Origin of the sequence: Spiribacter sp. SSL99, from assembly GCF_009805925.1 — a bacterium.
GTDB lineage: Bacteria > Pseudomonadota > Gammaproteobacteria > Nitrococcales > Nitrococcaceae > Spiribacter > Spiribacter roseus.
On record NZ_MAOM01000015.1, the window covers coordinates 80,760 to 98,995 of the forward strand.

The 18,236-nt window shown below is 59.4% G+C and carries 16 protein-coding genes and 1 pseudogene; 12 read left to right on the top strand and 5 right to left on the bottom strand.

All coding sequences use genetic code 11. From position 1 onward, the window contains the following. Window positions 1-49: 49 nt before the first annotated feature. From BA899_RS04065 to BA899_RS10125, 3 genes are all read left to right on the top strand, one after another. A complete protein-coding gene (locus tag BA899_RS04065; protein WP_200833055.1) occupies window positions 50-412 on the top strand; it encodes a transposase in 363 nt (120 codons plus the stop codon). A 180-nt stretch (window positions 413-592) separates the two neighbouring features. Then, a complete protein-coding gene (locus BA899_RS09965) occupies window positions 593-835 on the top strand; it encodes a hypothetical protein (protein ID WP_200833056.1) in 243 nt (80 codons plus the stop codon). Between the two features lie 161 nt (window positions 836-996). Continuing rightward, window positions 997-1,173, top strand: a complete 177-nt coding sequence (locus BA899_RS10125) for an integrase core domain-containing protein (RefSeq protein ID WP_370456312.1) — start codon at window positions 997-999, stop codon at window positions 1,171-1,173. A gap of 13 nt (window positions 1,174-1,186) precedes the next feature. Here the strand turns inward: BA899_RS10125 and BA899_RS04075 are convergent. After that, window positions 1,187-2,092: pseudogene (locus BA899_RS04075) on the bottom strand (IS256 family transposase); the annotation flags it as partial. 582 nt (window positions 2,093-2,674) lie between these two features. On the opposite strand from BA899_RS04075, the gene BA899_RS04080 reads away from it, so the two are divergent. The 4 genes from BA899_RS04080 to BA899_RS04095 all read left to right on the top strand — a co-directional run bounded on the left by BA899_RS04080 (window position 2,675) and on the right by BA899_RS04095 (window position 11,097). Then, window positions 2,675-3,301, top strand: a complete 627-nt coding sequence (locus tag BA899_RS04080; protein WP_159299820.1) for a hypothetical protein — start codon at window positions 2,675-2,677, stop codon at window positions 3,299-3,301. Between the two features lie 161 nt (window positions 3,302-3,462). Further along, window positions 3,463-4,005, top strand: coding sequence for a hypothetical protein (locus BA899_RS04085; RefSeq protein WP_159299821.1), 543 nt, complete (start codon window positions 3,463-3,465; stop codon window positions 4,003-4,005). Window positions 4,006-4,033: 28 nt separating this feature from the next. After that, window positions 4,034-4,630: a hypothetical protein gene (locus tag BA899_RS04090; protein WP_159299822.1), complete on the top strand. Its 597-nt coding sequence runs from the start codon at window positions 4,034-4,036 to the stop codon at window positions 4,628-4,630. A gap of 653 nt (window positions 4,631-5,283) precedes the next feature. After that, window positions 5,284-11,097, top strand: a complete 5,814-nt coding sequence (locus BA899_RS04095) for a DUF3320 domain-containing protein (protein WP_159299823.1) — start codon at window positions 5,284-5,286, stop codon at window positions 11,095-11,097. 154 nt (window positions 11,098-11,251) lie between these two features. Here BA899_RS04095 and BA899_RS04100 read toward each other — a convergent pair whose 3' ends face one another. The 4 genes from BA899_RS04100 to BA899_RS04115 all read right to left on the bottom strand — a co-directional run bounded on the left by BA899_RS04100 (window position 11,252) and on the right by BA899_RS04115 (window position 13,892). After that, entirely contained in the window at window positions 11,252-12,067 is an 816-nt protein-coding gene (locus BA899_RS04100; RefSeq protein WP_159299824.1) for an HD domain-containing protein, read from the bottom strand. 98 nt (window positions 12,068-12,165) lie between these two features. After that, window positions 12,166-12,453: a hypothetical protein gene (locus BA899_RS04105; protein ID WP_159299825.1), complete on the bottom strand. Its 288-nt coding sequence runs from the start codon at window positions 12,451-12,453 to the stop codon at window positions 12,166-12,168. 19 nt (window positions 12,454-12,472) lie between these two features. Further along, entirely contained in the window at window positions 12,473-13,678 is a 1,206-nt protein-coding gene (locus tag BA899_RS04110; RefSeq protein WP_159299826.1) for a site-specific integrase, read from the bottom strand. Beyond that, on the bottom strand, window positions 13,671-13,892 hold the full coding sequence (locus BA899_RS04115; protein ID WP_159299827.1) for a hypothetical protein: 222 nt from the start codon (window positions 13,890-13,892) through the stop codon (window positions 13,671-13,673). Before BA899_RS04115 ends, BA899_RS04110 begins: the two co-directional genes overlap by 8 nt. Before the next feature lie 183 nt (window positions 13,893-14,075). Here BA899_RS04115 and BA899_RS04120 point away from each other — a divergent pair, with 183 nt between their 5' ends. The 5 genes from BA899_RS04120 to BA899_RS04140 all read left to right on the top strand — a co-directional run bounded on the left by BA899_RS04120 (window position 14,076) and on the right by BA899_RS04140 (window position 18,218). Then, the gene (locus BA899_RS04120) at window positions 14,076-14,222 is read left to right on the top strand and encodes a hypothetical protein (RefSeq protein WP_235013297.1); all 147 of its coding nucleotides are present in this window, start codon (window positions 14,076-14,078) and stop codon (window positions 14,220-14,222) included. Between the two features lie 775 nt (window positions 14,223-14,997). Next, window positions 14,998-15,150, top strand: coding sequence for a hypothetical protein (locus BA899_RS04125; RefSeq protein WP_159299829.1), 153 nt, complete (start codon window positions 14,998-15,000; stop codon window positions 15,148-15,150). Beyond that, a complete protein-coding gene (locus tag BA899_RS04130; protein ID WP_159299830.1) occupies window positions 15,140-16,105 on the top strand; it encodes a hypothetical protein in 966 nt (321 codons plus the stop codon). The genes BA899_RS04125 and BA899_RS04130 overlap by 11 nt, the downstream gene beginning before the upstream one ends. A gap of 155 nt (window positions 16,106-16,260) precedes the next feature. After that, window positions 16,261-16,602, top strand: coding sequence for a hypothetical protein (locus BA899_RS04135; protein WP_159299831.1), 342 nt, complete (start codon window positions 16,261-16,263; stop codon window positions 16,600-16,602). A 665-nt stretch (window positions 16,603-17,267) separates the two neighbouring features. After that, the gene (locus BA899_RS04140; protein WP_159299832.1) at window positions 17,268-18,218 is read left to right on the top strand and encodes a hypothetical protein; all 951 of its coding nucleotides are present in this window, start codon (window positions 17,268-17,270) and stop codon (window positions 18,216-18,218) included. The last annotated feature ends 18 nt before the right edge of the window (window positions 18,219-18,236 follow it).

Sequence of the window (18,236 nt, forward strand, 5' to 3'; positions counted from 1 at the left end):
ACCCCCTCCAGAACTGCACAGGTTAGAGTGCAGATGACAGGGGGGCATCATGAGCAACGAGGCACCCGTCAGATGCTGGACCGCCAAGCGCAAGTCGGCGGTGGTAATCGATAATTTCAAGGGCAAGACCACGCCGGTCAAAGTGGCCCGGCAGCATGACTTCACCGTTGCCGAGGTCGAGCGCTGGGTCGAGGAAGCCGAGCGGAACATGGAACACGGCTTCCGCACCCGACCGAAGGACCTGCGGGAGCAGTACGAAAAGAAGCTGCAGGAGATCCGAGAGGCGCTCGGGGATGCCCATCTGCAGATCTACGCGCTAAACGGTATCGGCGCCTGCTCGACGACGAGGAGAACTCGTGAGGTCGCTGCAGGCGGAGCTCCTAGCCAAAGGTCACTGTGTCTTGCTCAGTAAGCTCTGTGGCTGGCTGGGCGTCCCGAGGCGGTCAATCTATTACAAACCAAAGGCTTGGCCTAAGGTCACCCATCCAGCGCTAACAGATCGGGTGAAGTTGGCCATGCAGCGGTTCCCGACGTATGAATACCGGCGCCTGGCGATCGTCCTTGGCGAGAACAAAAGCCGATCCAGCGGATCTTGCAGATCAAGGGCTGGCAGGTGCGCAAGCGGCCTCAAGGCTTTAGGCCAAGGGCGAAGGCGCTGCCATTGGTGATCCGCCAGCCGGACGAGCGTTGGGCGACGGAAAGCTGTCATGTCTGGTGCGGTCGGGACCGGCGCGGTGCATTGGCTGCCGTGACCGCCTGTTGTACCCGCGAGATCCTTGGCTGGCGCCTATCCAGCAGCGGTGCCACCGCAACCGCGGAGGCCGCGCTCGAGTAAGCCTTGATCAGCCGCTTGGGACACCTGCAACGCATTGAGCGGCCGTTGATGCTGCGAACGGCAACGGGTTGGTATTCTCCTCGAAGCACTAGACCAACACCGTCCGAGCGTATCGACTGACCCAGGAGTTCATTACGCCCTACAAACCAGAGCAGCATGGGCTGAGGGAGCGCTTTTTCCGATCCCTGAAGGAGGAATGCATCTGGCAGCATCGGTTCGAGTCGCTAGCGCATGCACGGCATGTCTTCGGGCAATGGATACCGTTTTACAACAACGAATGGCCGCATCAGTCTCTGGGCTATTTGGCACCCAGTGCACACCCGGCATTAGCGTTATAAGGTGTGCAGAGACTCGGGGGTCATTACAGTCGATGCCACTGGATTTGAACACCGTCGCCAGGCTCTCGAGGCTCATGTAGCGCCGGGTGATCTGCCACTTATCGCTCTGCTCGAGCAGCACGGCCCCAACCAGGCGGACCACCGCCGGGTTGTTCGGGAAGATCCGGACGACATTACTGCGCCGCTTTATCTCCTTGTTCAGCCGCTCCAGGCAGTTTGTTGAGTCGAGCTTCGGCCAGTGCTCTTTGGGGAAGGCCATGAACGCCAGTACCTCTTCTTAGGCGCTGTCCATGCAGGCCGCTGCCCTGGGGAAGCGCCCTCGCAGACTGTCAGCCACCTCACGCCATTGGCGGGAGGCTTCGCGCTGGTCCGGCTGGTTCAGCGCTGTCCGTACGGCAGCCGAGACAGCCGGCTGGTGCGCCTTGGGCACTTGGGCGAAGACGTTTCGCATGAAGTGCACCCGGCAGCGCTGCCAGACGGCCCCGGTGAGCACTGTCGCTATGGCCCTCTTCAGCTCCTCGTGGGCATCGGAGGTGACCAGGCGAGCGCCGCTTAGCCCGCGGGCCACCAGCGCCCGGAGGAACTGTGTCCAGAACGCCTCCGTTTCCGCCGGCCCCACGGACAGGCCCAGCACCTCGCGGTAGCCTTCCTGATCGACCGCAGTGGCGACTACGACGGCATGGCTGGCAACTGGGCCATGCTCGCGGCTCTTGATGTAGGTCGCATCCAGCCATATGTAGGGCCAGTCGTCTTCCAAGGGGCGGTTCAGGAAGGCATCAACGCGCTCATCGATCTCGGCGCACAAACGTGAGACCTGCGACTTCGAGATGCCCGTCATGCCCATCGACTGAACCAGTCCATCGACCTTGCGCGTGGAAACGCCCTGCACATAGGCGTCCTGGACCACAGCACTCAGCGCCACAGCACCCACTGACCTCGTGCTCCATTAACTCTTGGAGCAGGAAGGTCAGCGTCTCGCGCAGGAAGTCAGGGGAGGCCTCGCGCTTCTCAAGCAGCTCATTCAATGCCACGCTCCTTTTGGTCATGGTGGTTCTCCGCCGTCGTTATTGATTGTTGCGGCTGCAACTCTAACGAAGGGCCACGGTGGCCGCCTCACCTCAACCGATTTACACCACTTCCGGGGACGCCACCCCTTCGAGAGCCCAGATCTTTGGATGCTGTCGCGGCCCCTCTGCGGCACCCGTTACCGGCCGGCCATATAAACGCCGCCATGAGTAATGATCTATGGAATCGTATCGCCAGAGTCATGGGACATAGCAGTCCACTGACCCTCATGACGACCTACGCTCATAGCCTGGGGGGCGTTCACTCGGTTTTCTTGCGAAGGATCTTGAAGTCGACGCCGCAGAGGGATATCCGACTCCCCCGATCGCCACCGTCCAGATGAGCGCCCCCTCGATCGATTCGAAGGCCAACCGCTCTCGCACATCCATCACTTCCATGGATGCGGTGTTGGTTTGGTTCTTTGCGTTTCCATCCCGTGTTTTCTCCGACGGCCGCTGTCGGAAAGAACCTCTCAGCCTATAGGCGGCGCAGAAAAGCCGAGCTAGCGTGTGAGGTCCATGCTTCGACGGCTGAGCTCGAGATGAATATTTGCACTGCGCGTTGGATCGCCTCATTTGTATGCCTCCTCTGTCTGGGTATTCCAACGTACGCCTCCGCAGATGCCTGGCTCCTTGGTGGATCCGCCGATGGGGAAGGCTCGATTTTCGCCGCGGCGACCGGAGAGCGCTGGGGGTTCGGTGTTGGCGGTGTATTCAACGGAGACTATTCCGAGGGCGAGGTATTGGACTACCCGATTCCGCACTCGTCCTACTTTGATCTGGGTGAGCAACAGGTGGGGGGACTCCTCTCGCTGGACGTGCTCTATGAGCTTATGCCCTCTGAGTACGGATCCTTGTGGATCTCCGGTGGCTTCTCGACCTACGAGGAACGGCAACTCGTCCGCTCTAGGGCCACTGGATGGATCTACTCTCAGAGCAAGAGTACAACCGTCGTGGCGGACGCGGGGCTCTACTATGAGCTTGGCCTCACTGACAGAGTCGGGTTCGTAGCGGCCGCGCACACCGAGCTCGGTGTCCTCGGAGGCTTAACCCTGGAGTTTTAGCGCGGAACGGGGACAGCGGACCCTTCCCGGGCGTGGTGCGGGCGGTCGAACGAGAACTGCGCATCGGTCTCTGCCCAAGTCCATAGGGAAATAAAGATTCGAAGAGGGACTCTTCTATGCGATCCAACCGTCATAGGGCCATCACTATCTGCCTATTGCTGATGGTGCCGGCATCCGCCATCGCGCAAGCGTTCGGAATCCAACAGGGCATGAGTGTCGACCAGCTCGATGTCGTCGAAGAGCTGGGTACCGGTCGTTACGTCGTTGATCCCCCTAAGCCACATAGCGAGTTCGAGGTTTATGTGGTGGCGGCATCTGACGCCGAGGGCGTTTGCCTCGTTCGAGGTGTGGGGAAGGACCACGATGATGACCGGTATGGTCAGTCGGTCAGAACCGCGTTTGACAAGCTTGAGGGTGCCCTTGAGGCCCGGTACGGCGATTTCAAGAAGCGCAACTTTCTAAACGCTGGTGCCCTATGGGACGAGACCGACGAGTGGGTAATGGCAATCCATCAAAGTGAACGGGTCTACCAGTCAGTCTGGCAGTCCGAATACGGATCTGGGCTACCAGATAGCATTGTCGAGATAATTCTCAACATCGATGCTCTGAGCGGCTCGTCGGCATGGATCGGCCTGCAATATCGGATGGCGAACTTCGATGAATGTCAGCAAGAGCTGGAAGCGCGCGACTCGCAGGGGCTGTAGAGCACTCGCAGGCAAAGGAGGCCACGACGTGAAGCGCATGCTAACGCTCGGGTTCATCAGCATCGTCCTCGTCGGGTGTGCGAGCAACCCAGAACTCAGCCGGGAAGAATGGCTCGACATACATAACCACACGTACCCGGATGCCAGCGCAGAGGAGGTTATCTCGGCTGCCGAGGAGGTTCTCCGGACAGCGGACCCGAACGATGTGACGTTTACTCACCGGGAGGACGGATTCCTGGCCACCCGGCAGTTCCTCTACTACTTCGTGCTTGCCGCTACGTCAGGTCAGGATTTCTATGATTTAACTGCTACCGAGCGCGAGGATGGCGGCGTAGACGTCTCTTTGTACATGTCGCGTAGCGAATCCAGCCTGGTTGGTCAGCCTACTGGGGGTGGCGGCGCCAGTGTCACCACGATTCCCGGCAATGCATCGCCAATTCAGAGCCCTGCCGCGTATTTTGGCTTTTGGCGTCGCATCGAGTATTTCCTGGGTCAGGAAGATACTTGGTATACATGCGACAGGATTAAGGCCGCACGAGAATCCCGCGAGGACCTCTGGGGCCACACTGACAATATCTGCGGGATTGGCTTCCAAGATAACTTGCCGACTGGCTCTACCGAGTAGGTAACACCCGCGGTTGCTGCGCGGCGTGAGGTCAATTCAGGCAATAGAGCGCGGTGGCGTGGTCAGGTTGCCAAATCCGAGGGGCTCTGTTGGGTCAATGGTCCGATGAATGGCTCATCGGCATTCGGTCGTGCTGCCATGGCGTGCACGGCCATGGCTTTGGAGCTCGACGTTTGTTCAAGCCGCTCGATGAGGATTTGTTCAGCGCTGAGTTTTTGCCTGTCAGGCTCATCACGTTCTCCAGGTGGAAGCGATTTAGTTGACAGAGCGGCCTAGGACTAATCCGGACCGCTTGGGGATTCCGCGGCAGCGGTGCGTCCTCCACGGTGTCTGTCGCACTGTGGGCCTCGACGTTAGGACCGAGGCTATTGCCCGGCTGACGGGTCGTTGAAAGCAGCCGCGTCAGCCTAAGGGCGTCATGCTCAATCTCAGCAATCAGCGTCGCAGCTCCTTTGACGCTAAAGGTCATCCGCCATACTGTCATCGCTGAGGGTTACGAGGTGTGTCGGCTTGTGTGCCGCCCTGGCGATGGCATAACGCGGTAGGCAGTATTGTCCGGCGTCCTTTGGTCTGCCCCGCCACTTAATACAGACGCCCCCGTGGGGCGACGGACATACTGAAAGCCCATTCGCAGAACACTCTGGAGAGGGACCATGGAGTCGGTCACGCAGCAGGTCATAGAAATCCACCCCGCGCTGGCCGCCAAAGTCAATTTCGCCTGCCAGCAAAGCTCTTATCCGGTTCTGCGCGACCTTCGCATCGAAAACCTCAGTAGCGAGCGGCGTCTCGAGGGGGTCGTCGTCAAGTTGATCGCGGACCCGGACTTCATTAAGGCGCGCACCTGGCGCGTGGATCGTATTGAGCCTGGAGAGGTTGTCACGATCAGAGATCGATCCATTGATCTGCAGGGTGCGTTCCTCTTGGACTTATCCGATGCCGTTCGAGGGTCTGTCACTCTGAGAGTGGAGCACGGACAAGAGATCCTTCGTGAGGAGAGCGTGCCCATTGAGGTGCTCGCCCACAACGAATGGGGTGGGGCGGGGTTTATGCCGGAGCTGTTGGGCGCTTTTTGCACGCCGAACGACCCGGCTGTTGATCGGATTTTGCATACGGCGGCGACAATCCTGCGTGACGCGAATCGCTCAGATGCGCTCGATGGCTATCGGTCCGGAAGCCGTGAACGGGTCTGGGAAATGGCATCGGCGGTCTATACAGCCATCGCTAATCTCGGGCTTGCCTATGCAGTGCCGCCGACGAGCTTTGAGCGAGATGGCCAGAAGATCCGTCTACCCAGTCAGATCCTGGACGGCGGCGTAGCAACGTGCCTGGATACAACGATGCTATTCGCGGCCGCACTCGAAAAAATGGGGCTCAACCCCGTCATCGTTATGCCCGAGGGGCATGCGCTGGTGGGTGTCTGGCTGCAACCCGAGGAGCTATCGAGTGTCGTCGGTGAGGATGCCGAGGTGCTCAGAAAACGGGCAGAGCTCAATGATCTGATCCTCATTGAGACAACGCTAACAACCTCTCAGCCCGCGCCACCCTTTTCACGGGCCCTTGAGAGGGCGATGGATCAGCTCAACCCACAAAATGACACGGCTTTTGTCGCGGCGGTGGATATCCGAAGAGCCCGTGCCCACCAGATAAAACCGTTGGGGTTAACTCGCGGCCCGCAACAATCGCATGGGATCGAGGGGGAATCGAGTCACCAGATCTCGATTGAGACGGCCCCGGCACTTCCCGACTTCGATGCCGAGCCCGAGGAAACAACGCCCGATACGCCAGATGGAAGGCTTGAGCGCTGGCAGCGCAAGTTGCTGGATCTCACGGCACGCAATCCGCTCCTCAATCACAAGTCCTCAAAGACGAATTTGACACTGCTCTGTCCCGATCCCGGTGACCTCGAGGATAGGTTGGCCGCCGGAAAGAAGATATCGATCCAGGCAGCGCCCAAGCCGAGTGCTCAGGCGCAGGATGACGAGCTACACCGGCAACGAACGGGAGAGGTGATCAGTCGGGAGTACGCACTGGACGCACTACGACGCCAGCAGGTGTTGGTGGATATGCCAGAGCAGGCACTTGCTAACCGAGCCGTCGAGATCTACCGGAAGGCCCAGACCTCGTTGCAGGAGGGCGGTGCGAACACGCTCTATCTGGCGCTTGGCTTTCTAAGCTGGAAGCGGGAGAAAGACCAGGACCGCCGCTTCCGCGCCCCGCTGATCCTGCTGCCGGTCACATTGGAGCGGCAGTCGGTTCGCAGCGGCGTCAAGATGCTTGCCCATGATGATGAGCCGCGCTTCAACACCACGTTACTGGAGATGCTGCGCAAGGACTACGAGATCGACATCAAGGGGCTCGATGGCGAGCTGCCGAAAGATGAAAGCGGTGTAGACGTTAAAGACATCTGGACGCGTGTACGGCAGGCCGTTAAGGAAGCCCCTGGTTTTGAGGTGATCGAGGATGTGGTGCTAGGCCATTTCTCGTTCGCGAAATACCTCATGTGGAAGGATCTCATCGACCGCACGGACCATCTGCGCACTAACGGCATCGTTCGCCATCTCATCGACACACCCAGACAGTCCTATGACAGCCCGGTGGAATTTGTTGCCTCGGACCGGCTGGACCGGGATTTCGCGCCGACCGATCTGCTGGCCCCCTTGCCGGCTGATGCCTCTCAGATGGCCGCGATTGCCAGCGCGGATCGCGGTAAAGACTTCATTGTTATTGGGCCGCCAGGCACGGGTAAGAGCCAGACCATCAGTAATACCATCGCCCACTTACTGGGCAAGGGCAAAACGGTTCTGTTTGTCTCGGAGAAAACAGCCGCGCTGGATGTGGTCCACCGCCGCCTCAGTGATATCGGACTTGGCCGTTTTTGCCTCGAGCTTCATTCGAACAAAGCGAAGAAATCAGAGGTCCTCGCCCAGCTCTCCAAGGCCTGGGATACAACCGCCCGTAAGTCCGAGGCGGCTTGGCAGGAGGAGGCGGCGCGGCTGAAGGAGGTGCGTGATCGACTAAATGGCCTGGTCGACTACATGCATACGCGACGTGCCAATGGCCTGACCCCGCACTATGCCATCGGCGTTTCCGTACGCGATCAGCATTTGGCAGAGCGGGTTTCGCTTTCTTGGCCGAGTGCCGATGAACATACCGCCGAAGAGCTGGATCGGATGCGGAGGACGGCGGACCGACTGCGTATTCAGGCGAAGGCGGTCGGGAATGTGCATGACAGTCCATTTCAATGGGTGGCGACGGCAGACTGGTCACCGGGGCTCGAGTCCGATCTGGTTGACCGGGCACGCCGGCTCTCGGAGGCATCGAACCAGTTAGACGCGAGCTCCGAGAGGGTTCTTGAGGCACTTGATTTATCAATGCCGGATCATCGGCTCGAGCGCTTGGAGGCGCTGGGCGACCTCGCCGGCGTGATCAAGGACTCTTATCGCCAGCCAACCGGCTTTGCGCTCGAAGCAGATGGTGCGGATCGAATCGAGGCTTTGGAGGAGGCCGTCACCCGACTTAAGGCATATACGAGCGCTCAATCAGATCTCAGCGTCCCCTACGAGGCGATGGCTTGGCGAACGCTTGATGGCGAGGAGATTGCCCAGCAGTGGGCAGAGGCGCAGAGCGCATGGTGGCCGAAGCGTGTTTTGGCAAAGCGAGCCGTCATAAAGAGGCTGCGCGCCGGCGGGGCCAGAGGAAAACCCAACCCCACTCAGGATGCAGATTTGTTGGCGACGCTGCGCCGAGAAGGAGAGGCGATTGATCGTCTAGACCAGCAGTTGACGGGCTTTCGCGATTGGTCGGCCCACACTACAGATCCGGCGGTTGCCCAGGCTCTGTCCGACCTGGGGAACCGCGCCCGCAATGCCGTCGGACGGATGGTTGATGAGCCGGCGCAGTTGATGGAGATCCGTCGGCGTGTTCGGACGATGCTGCAAGATGGCAATGACATGCTGGCACCGGACGCACCGCTCGGTCGTGCCGCGATGGACTACATTAACGTGCGCGAGGAGTTCGAGGCGGCAGCCGATGCATTCAAATCGGTTGCTGGTCGTGAGCTCAGAGAGATGATAGGCGATCGGGACCAAGTTCTCCCGCTCATCAGGGACAGTCTAGAGTCTTTAATCAATCGGCGCGCTGAGCTCAATGAGTGGTGTCATTGGTGGCAGCGACGACAGGATGCGATCGACTGCGATCTTGAACCGCTCGTAAAGTCGATCGAGACTGGGGTGACGCCCGCTGATGAGGTGCCTGAGACGTTTGAGGCGGCTTATTGTGCATGGTGGACGAGGTGCCTCTTTGAAGAGGATGACATCCTCAAAGGCTGGTCAACGGCGGAGCATACAGATGCCATCAATAAGTTCCGCGCGATCGATGAGTCGTTCCAAAAGGTCACGGCGGACTACATCGCCGCGACCTTGAGCAGTCGTATTCCTGATCGTCAGCAGATCGGAGCGAATCAGGCGTGGGGGATCATCAAAAAGCTGTCCGCGCAGAAACGCCCACGTGTGCCCATTAGAAAGATGATTGCGGACGCCCCAGAGCCAATATCAAAGCTGGCGCCGTGTGTGATGATGTCACCGCTCTCCATTGCTCAATATTTGCCGGCCGATCAAGCGCCCTTCGACGTCGTTATCTTCGATGAAGCGTCCCAAATCACCGTTTGGGATGCCGTCGGAGCGATTGCTCGCGGCCGTCAGGTCATCGTGGCTGGTGACCCGAAGCAGATGCCGCCTGGGAATTTCTTCGGTCGGACAGATGATGATCCCAATGGTGACGTGGATTACGACGGCGATATGGAGAGCATCCTCGATGAGCTGCAGAGTGCCAGTATTCCAGAGCAAACTCTGAACCTGCACTACCGCTCACGGCGGGAGAGCCTGATAGCGTTCTCCAATCACAACTACTATGACAACCGTCTAGTGACGTTCCCCGCTCCGGTCTATCCCGATCGAGGCGTGCGATTGGTCAAGTGCGATGGCTATTATGCCCGAGGGCAAGCGCGCCACAACGTGGAAGAGGCTCGCGCCATCGTGGCTGAGGTCGTTCGTCGTCTGACCTCGAGTGAGCCAGCAGAGAGGAATGCCTCCATCGGGGTTGTCACCTTCAACACTGAGCAGCAGTCCCTGATTCTGGACCTTCTGGATAAAGCGCGGGGCGCTAATCCCAATATCGAATGGGCGTTCGCGGAGTACGAGACAGAGCCGGTCTTCGTCAAGAACCTTGAGACGGTCCAGGGGGATGAGCGAGATGTCATTTTCTTCAGTATCACCTACGGGCCGGATCAGGCCGGACATGTAACGATGAACTTCGGACCGCTGAATCGCGATGGTGGAGAGCGGAGGCTGAACGTTGCGATGACCCGAGCGCGATCGGAGATGGTGGTCTTCTCTACACTCGCTCCCGAAAAGATCGATCTGTCGCGGACGGACAGCGAGGCCGTGAAGCACCTCAAGCACTTCCTCGAATATGCCGAACGTGGGCCGAGTGCCCTGGGGGCTGGTGTTCATGGTTCGCTCGGGGATTTTGAATCGCCCTTCGAGACGGCAGTGGCGCGTGCCCTAAGAGACAGAGGCTGGACGGTTCGTCCGCAAATCGGCGTCAGTGCTTTTCGGGTTGATCTAGGTATTGTGCATCCGGACGAACCAGGTGTTTACCTCGCGGGCGTCGAGTGTGATGGAGCGATGTATCACAGTTCAGCCTATGCCCGGGAGCGAGACAAAATCCGTCAGTCCGTTTTGGAAGGGCTAGGTTGGACCCTGTTTCGTGTCTGGTCGACGGATTGGTGGATTAACCGCGAGGGCGCACTCAATGCGCTTGAGTCAAACCTCGAGGCACATCTCGCGGCAAATAGAGCCGAGCGAGAGTCGACGAGTATGCCGGCGAGAGACAAGACTGTTCCCACGGTGGAAGAGGATGTTCCCGAGCTGGAGCCAATCGAAGTAGCAGGGGCTGATCAAAATGAAAAAGCCACGGCCACCAATGATGGTGTCTACATCTCCGCTGATTTGGATGATGTTGGAATAGTGCCTGCCCCGGATCGTTTTTATGACGAGGGTTACGACGCATGCGTGCGCTCGATGGTCGAGCACGTGATTGATACCGAGGGGCCTGTACATGAAACGATCTTGGTGCGGCGCATCGCACATCATCATGGGTTCAAAAGGGCCGGTAGGCGCATCCGAGACCGAATCATCCACATCGCGCTGCAACATCGTGCGCATACAGCGGAGGACGTTGGTCGCTTCTTCTGGCCCATGTCAGTGGTTGATCAAGGTGCCATTCCCGCTCGTTATCTTGAGCGGGACACCGAACTGAGAAGCATTGATCGCATCTGCGCTGAGGAGGTAGGCGCCATTAGTCAGGTGCTTGGGACATCTGACCCGGTAGAGCTTGCTCGCGCAATTGGAATCGCACGGCTGAGTTCAACGGCGCGGGAACGGTTAGAGCAGATCGTCGCTGATTAGGCGTACTAGAGACTCTGCCGACCGCACAGGAGAATTCATTGCGATATGCGGACTTCAAAGCACTGATCTTTGGCTACTTGAGAGCGCCGTCATTGTCCGATGACATCATATTCAGCGGATCCCGAACTTGGCTTTAGCTCTGGGGATATGGAATCTAGTTACCGGCTGGAGAATGCCGAAAATAGACCTGTCCGGTCGGCGCGGTCACGGAACCCTCTCGTGATGTAGTCCGGTCACAAACACGCGCCCGTGCATCCTCGGCCGCATGGTACTGATCAATCGTTCGTATGAACTTAGTCAGTGGAATCCGGCTATCGTCGAAAGTGCCGCCGATCACCCCCAACACGTAATGCATGATTTCCCACGCCGGCCGGTCGGCTAGGCGAAGCATGTCCAACGCATCTGACAGAATTATGCCAGCAAGGGATGGATGGTCCTTGCTGCGCAGTAGTCCGGTTTTACTGAATGCGGGGGCGATCTTCCCAATGTCATGGAACAGCATGCCCGCGATGCAGCAGTCACGCTCCAGAGGGGCAGTTGCCTCGTCAGCGATCTCGGCAAGACGAACCGCGGCTTTGACTGAATGTTCGAAGAGCCCGCCATATTCGCAGTGATGGACATAGCGGCTCGCGCCAAACCGGAGGAAGGGATCCATGATCTCGCGTTGATGGAAAACGTACTCTAGAAAGCCGGCGATAGGCTCGGAGTGAATGCGTCGGTGGATTAGGTACCCCAGGACGGAGATCCATTCCGGTTTGGGATACTGCGCCCATATGATCGACTGCATTGTCTGCCCAACACCATCCGGGATCAGCCGATTGACCCTCCAGTAGTGGTTTCCTAATCGGTTCGCCGCTCGATCTAGGAGCGCGATGACACTCTCGCCCAGTGATGGCAACAACCACCCTTTTTTGGGTACGGCAGGGCGGTACAGACACTCCATAGAGCCCGAGGCGTCGCAGAGCGTCATGACATGAATATCTGGATAGCCTCGGGTCGGCGTAGGCGGGGCGGTGACCGTAAAGTGGCCCTCCGCCCGCGCCCCAAGCTGGGTTGGCAGCTCGCTGATTAGCATGGCCAATGCCCATAGCCTTCTTCGGCATCGAGCTCGAGTCGCGCGAGGACGAGTCGAAAGATCGTATGAGCGATCTCCTCGTCGTCGATCTTGATCTCGCGAACGAGCCAGTTCTCGAGAGCCGATTGCAAGGGCTGTCCCTCGTCGGCGCCGATATTCCGGCGCAGCTTGGCCTCGCCGGATGGACCGTTGGCCGTGATGATGGCCTCGGCCATTCGCACGACGGACTCGGGCACGACGTGTTGCTCATTGCTAGGTGTCTCGATTTCAGTGATTCGCATGGCTCTGCTTCCTCTATGGCTAAACGGTTGTTGAGCGGTTGTGCTCGGTATGGGGAGTGGAGAGGTCACCGAGACGGCTGCGCAGCAGGTTCTCCATGGCAGAGCCGTCCTGGCGGGTGAGGTTCGGCACGTAGCGGGAGTAAACGGTGAAGAGCATTCGGGTGTTGCTATGGCCCATCTGCCGAGCAATCCACTCCGGGCTCTCGCCGGCCGCAAGCCACAACGTCGCCGCCGTGTGCCGAGTCTGATACGGCCGGCGCCGTCGCAGACCAGCCTTCTCAAGAGTCGGGTACCAGACTCGGTTATTGACGTTTCGGTAAGTCAGCGGATACCCGTACCGCGTCGTGAAGACATACGGGGAGTTTTTTGTCGCCGCTCGGACTCGCTCTGTCTCGAGGGCTTGATAGACCACATCCGACATTTGGATCTCACGGGTGGATCCATCCGTCTTGGGTGTCTCTTTCTCACCCCAGACCCGGGTCTCACGTACGAGGATTTCCCGCGACTCGAAATGCACCCAGTCCCACTTGAGCCCATCGACCTCTGCAGTCCGCATGCCGGTGAAGAAGCGAACGATGAAGTAGGGGCGCCACGCATCGTCCAGCGCATCGAGGAAACGTTGGACCTCTTCCAGCGACAGGGGATCGACCTCGGTGCGCGGAAGGCGCAATGGCTTGTAGCCCCGGAAGGGCGTGTTAAATTCGAATTGGTCGGCGGCATCGTCGAGAATCTGCTTTAGCAGGTTCACGATTTGGTTGACCCGTGAGGTTGAGAGACCTTTCTGAGCGCCGTGCGGGACTTTGGCGAGTTGGGCACGGAACTCAAGGATTTCGGGCTTCCTGATGTCGCTGACCACCTTTTCCCCGAATGCGGGCTTTACATGCAGCTCGAGGATCTCTCGGAGCTTGTGGCGGTATGAGCGCTTCCAGGCCACCTCGCTGCGGGTAAACCACTGCTCGGCGTACTCGGCGAGGGTAGGGTGGTTGTTAACTGATTTCGCAACCTCAGGCGCAAGAGCTTCTGCCCGTGGACTATTCGGAAATGTCTCGGCGTAGTTAAACGTACCAGCGGTAATCTGCGCATCCACGCGCTTTGCCAGCCGCTCCAGCCGACGCCTGTTCACCTTCGTGTCGTCCAGCTCTGTCTGTTCGCGACAGCGTTTTCCTTGATAGCGGAAATCGAGGTAAAGCTTGCCGGTTTCCTTACGGACTCGAATGCTACCCATTGCAGATCCCCCCATTGGCCATCGGGATCGCCGCGCCGGCCTCCTCAAGCATGTCCTCCTCAATGGCCTCCCATATGTAGAGGACCTTGCGGCCGCCGAAAGGCCTGACGAAGTGTCTGCCCTCAGTCAGGCGTTCCGGGCGGAGCCGGTTCGTGATGTAGCGCGGGTTGTAGCTCAGTCGTGAAGCCAGTTCGTTGACGTCAATGTATGTCATAGCCTTTCCTGTGTCTCTGGGTTACAGCTAACACCGTATAACAAAATAAAACTGTGTCAATAGGTCTCTGGGATACGCATGTGTGTGTGTACCGGCGCCTCCAGGTCATCTAAACTGGAGTGGGAGTTATGGGAGAGGCCCGATATGCCGGATCAAAAGAATCAGAAGCAGGTCAATGTCCGCATGGACGTGGAGACTGTGGCGCGATTAGATGAATGCCGAATTCGCAGGCGCACGCCCCAGGGGAATCTTCCAACGCGCTCGGACATCGTCAGGGAAGCCGTTGAAGAGTTTCTGGCGCGTGAGACAGCGTACAAACCTGAGCGCTAGGTCAGAGGTTGCGTAGGTCAGCGGGGCGCCTGCGACCTTAAACGTCGGAGCGCTGGATAATTATCGGTTTGCTTAACTCGCGCTATACCGCTCCGCGGATGCGTGGGAGATCGTTGGCGTAGCGGCCGGTAAGTACCCCAAATTATCCAGGTCCTTCGCTGTGGACTACCCCGTCAATCAGTCGGGTGGTTTAACAGCCCAATGATCTCAGCCAGCACCGGCATGGCAGGAAACGTGAATGCCCAGCAGGCAGTGCGCGGCTACGCCGATGAAGTCATGTACGACGCCCCTAATAAGCATTAGCAGGTTGACGACCTCCCGGTTGATCCCTTGGTCAGCTCCGACGCGACCTGACGTCTGCACCAGCAATCTTGATTGTCTCCGGGGATTTTCTCCCTGAGCGATCCCTCTGTTCATTACTCTCGAGCGGGAGATGACCGGAGCATCGAGACAGTGTCAGGAGGCATTCAATGATCAAGGCTTGCCAGGTTCTAGCAGCGGCTGCTCTTGCTGCCGGGATGATGTGGGCGAGCGCGGTGAGCGCGTGCCAGTTCGATACCGACTGTGCAGTTGGCTCGCGGTGTCTGAAATCAGATGGCGCGCTCTACGGCTACTGCGTCGGGGGCATGAACCCGGGCAACCAGAACGACCGCCAGCCGGCTCGGAACCCACTCGATTCGAGCGGGAAGGAGGGCAGCACCTGTCGGTTTTCCACCGACTGCGGAGTTGGACAGCGCTGCGTGAAGTCAGCGGGCCAGCTCAATGGGGTATGCCTGTGAAATCGGGTGTGAGCGGTATCCGTCGCGGATTGATCGCGCTCGCACTCGTGCCGGTGATGGTCACGGTCAGTGGCTGTGGATCGCTTGTGGCAGGGGCCCTGGCCGGTGCGGGGGAGGCGATGCAGGAGAATGCTGAGCGTGCACGATAGGCCCCGAGAGGATGCGGGTCTCAGAGAACCGGATAGTCCGCATCAGCGCGATGAACTCGCGGCACGCAGGCGGCTCTACGATATCGTCGGCTGGCTCGGTCAAGACCCGGCGATCACCCTGGATACCCGGGACGGCGTGGTTGGCGTCTTCACGGCGACCTCGAACGCCGTGCTGCGGCCGGTGGCGCTGGATGGGGCGGGTATCCGGGCTGAAGGGATATGCCCGGCCATCCAGGTCAGTGTCTGGTCGGAACCATGGCTGGACTGGGTCGATTCATCCGGCCGTCGGGCCACGTGGATCAATAGGGGCATGGGGCTGGGCGCGATCCAGCCCCTGCTCGATGGTGAGGGCGGGGCGCCCCTTCTCAACGCTTGCTTCGAGCTCGATGACGGCCTGCGATGGGAGTATGAGGGCGCGGCGCTTTTGCGGCTTTTCGCACGCTCGGGTGCCGACTGGATGCTCAATCGAACCGGGCGCGCTGTGTTCGCGAGAAATACCGCGGGGCTTACGAACTGGCACAAGGCAATTGGCCAGTTGCCGGTGTACTGGTTCGGTAGCTGGACACTGCTAAAGCGCATGCCAGGACATGTGATCGTGCGGCTGGCGGACTACGACCTCGCCGATGAGGCGGAGGTGCACATCGAGCTCAACCGCCCCCACCCACGACTTGGGTCCGGTCTTCGTTACACCCTTGGGCTCGCACGCCACCACTCTGATCGAGAGCGACTGGCGGTTTGGTGTGATTGGCTTAATGAGCGAGAGACCCAGCTTGCGATTGGTACCTCGCACATTGGTGCCTGGCATATCGCGGCGAATGGAAGACTCGCCTACACGGCGTTTATCCCGTCGCTCATTGGCGAGGTGCTGCCCAACCTGCCGAGGGACTTGCTCTGTGGCTCGGTGGCGAGAGCACGTGCTGCCATTCAGGCGCTGACTGGCCGTCTGCCGTTGTGACGAGGTGGTGCCTGGAGATCTGGTACTTCGGGATGAGATTGAACGAACAGGTCCGAACGGCCCCCTCCAGACGAAGGGGCTCAAATGGGGGATACCGCTAACCGGCGAGACCGCCCAGGGTGGGCGGTAAGCCGCTCGAGATGAAGGAGTGACTGATGAAGCGCGTAACTGCTCTATGGGCACTGACGGGGCTGCTCGCCCTACCAGTTCTTGCGCAGGCCTATGAGCCGACCTACCAGAATGATCAGTGGCGGCAAGGACCGGATGGACCTGAACCGACTTATCAGAACGATCAGTGGCGGCAAGGACCGAATGGACCTGAACCGACTTATCAGAACGATCACTGGCGGCAAGGACCGGATGGACCTGAACCGACCTATCAAAACGATCAGTGGCGGCAAGGACCGGATGGACCCGAGCCGACCTATCAGAATGATCAGTGGCGTCAGGGCCCCGATGGACCTGAGCCGACCTATGAAAACGACTACTGGCGATAAGGGGCACTGTTCACGGTGGTCGAGCCACAACCCGCAAGGGGAGAAATTCGAGCGCGTCGCTCGGTCTGCCACTGGAGGATTCGCAGACCGAGCGCCTGTGTGTTGGGTCTACCTGACGCGATCCGGTATGGCTCCACTCGTGTTGCCCTCAGCTAAAAGTGCACTGACCTCCTAATTTGCCGGTGCGCTTGTGCCTTTGCGCTATTGCCGACAGGAGCTGTCGGTGGCTTTCGTTATGATCAGATTAAGGCGTGATCTCTATATCGCACAGCGAACAGGTGCCCGGCTGCTTGGGTTCCAGATGGCGCGATCGCAGATCGCTGCTGCCCTGACACGGGTTAGTTGGGAGAGTGAATGAGGCGTCAGTGCATGACGCTTCCTGGAGCGCGGAGAGGCCCTCTCAGGGATGGGCGCTCACAGTGTGGTGGGGCGGTGGCATGCAGCGCTGAATCAAATGCGAACGGGGCGAGGTTGGCGGCCTGTGCGTTGCGGCGGCCGGCCTGATAACGGGTCAGGGAAGGGTATCGGCGATGACATGCTGGTATTGCTGATACGAAAGAGGGAGAGCGATGACTGAATCATCGAATACAGCGGGCAGGGAGGCCGATGGGAGTCCGCGGAAGGGTGCGATTGATCGCGCTCCCCCACACCCGTCTCAGCCGGGCATGGGGGGATGGCCGAAGCGCTCGACGGGACCGATCGATTACATCGTCAATCACTGGCGGGGCGATCTCAGCCTCGCGAAGAGCTACTGGCTCAACACGTTCCTTTTGTCGTTGCCCTTCACCATCATGCTCAGCTCGCTTGAATCGCTCGCGCAGGCGGTTCGGACGATGGAGCAAACGACGCTCTTTTTCTGGGTCTTTGCCTCGCTCACCGTGTTCGCCGTCCCGCTCACGGTCTGGCAGTTGATTGGCACATGGCGATCGGCGACCAAGCGCACGCTCAATACCGGTAAGAGTGGGTGGTCTTCAGTTGCCAAAGTGGTGATGGTCATCGGCTGGCTGCAACTCAGCGCGGGGATCGTCCAGATCGCCGATGACTGGCCTGCCTATGAGGAGATCGCCTCATACACGCTTGGCCTGAATCCAATTGGTGATTACACCGTCACGGTGATCGATGGGGGCAGCGGCGTCGCCGTCCAGGGCGCGATTGCGCGGGGCGTGGTGGATGAGGTGCGCTCTGCGCTTGCCCGAGTGGAAGAGCCGTTTTACGTGGCACTCGACAGTGAAGGGGGTCGGATCGGCGTGGGTGACTCGCTGAACCGGCTCATCCAGGAGCGAGGTCTGGCGACGCTGGTCGAGGGTAAGTGTTATTCGGCCTGTGCCCTGGCTTTCCTTGGTGGGCAATCGCGGATCGTGGGCGACGGCGCGATGATTGGGTTCCATAAGGCTCGCTCGGGCCTTGATGACAGCCCCACATTCCGCGCCATGGAGCTGTCTGCCGATGAGCTCCAGCGCACGATCATGCGAGAGGCGGGTGTGCGCGAGTGGTTTATCGACGAGGCGCTGGATACACCGAGTGAGCGGATGTGGAGGCCTTCCGTGGAAGTACTCGCGGAAGGCGATGTCATCACCCATACGTGGACCGATGGGGAGCTTCGGCTCGCTCCGTAGGGCAGGCGGAAGAGGAGT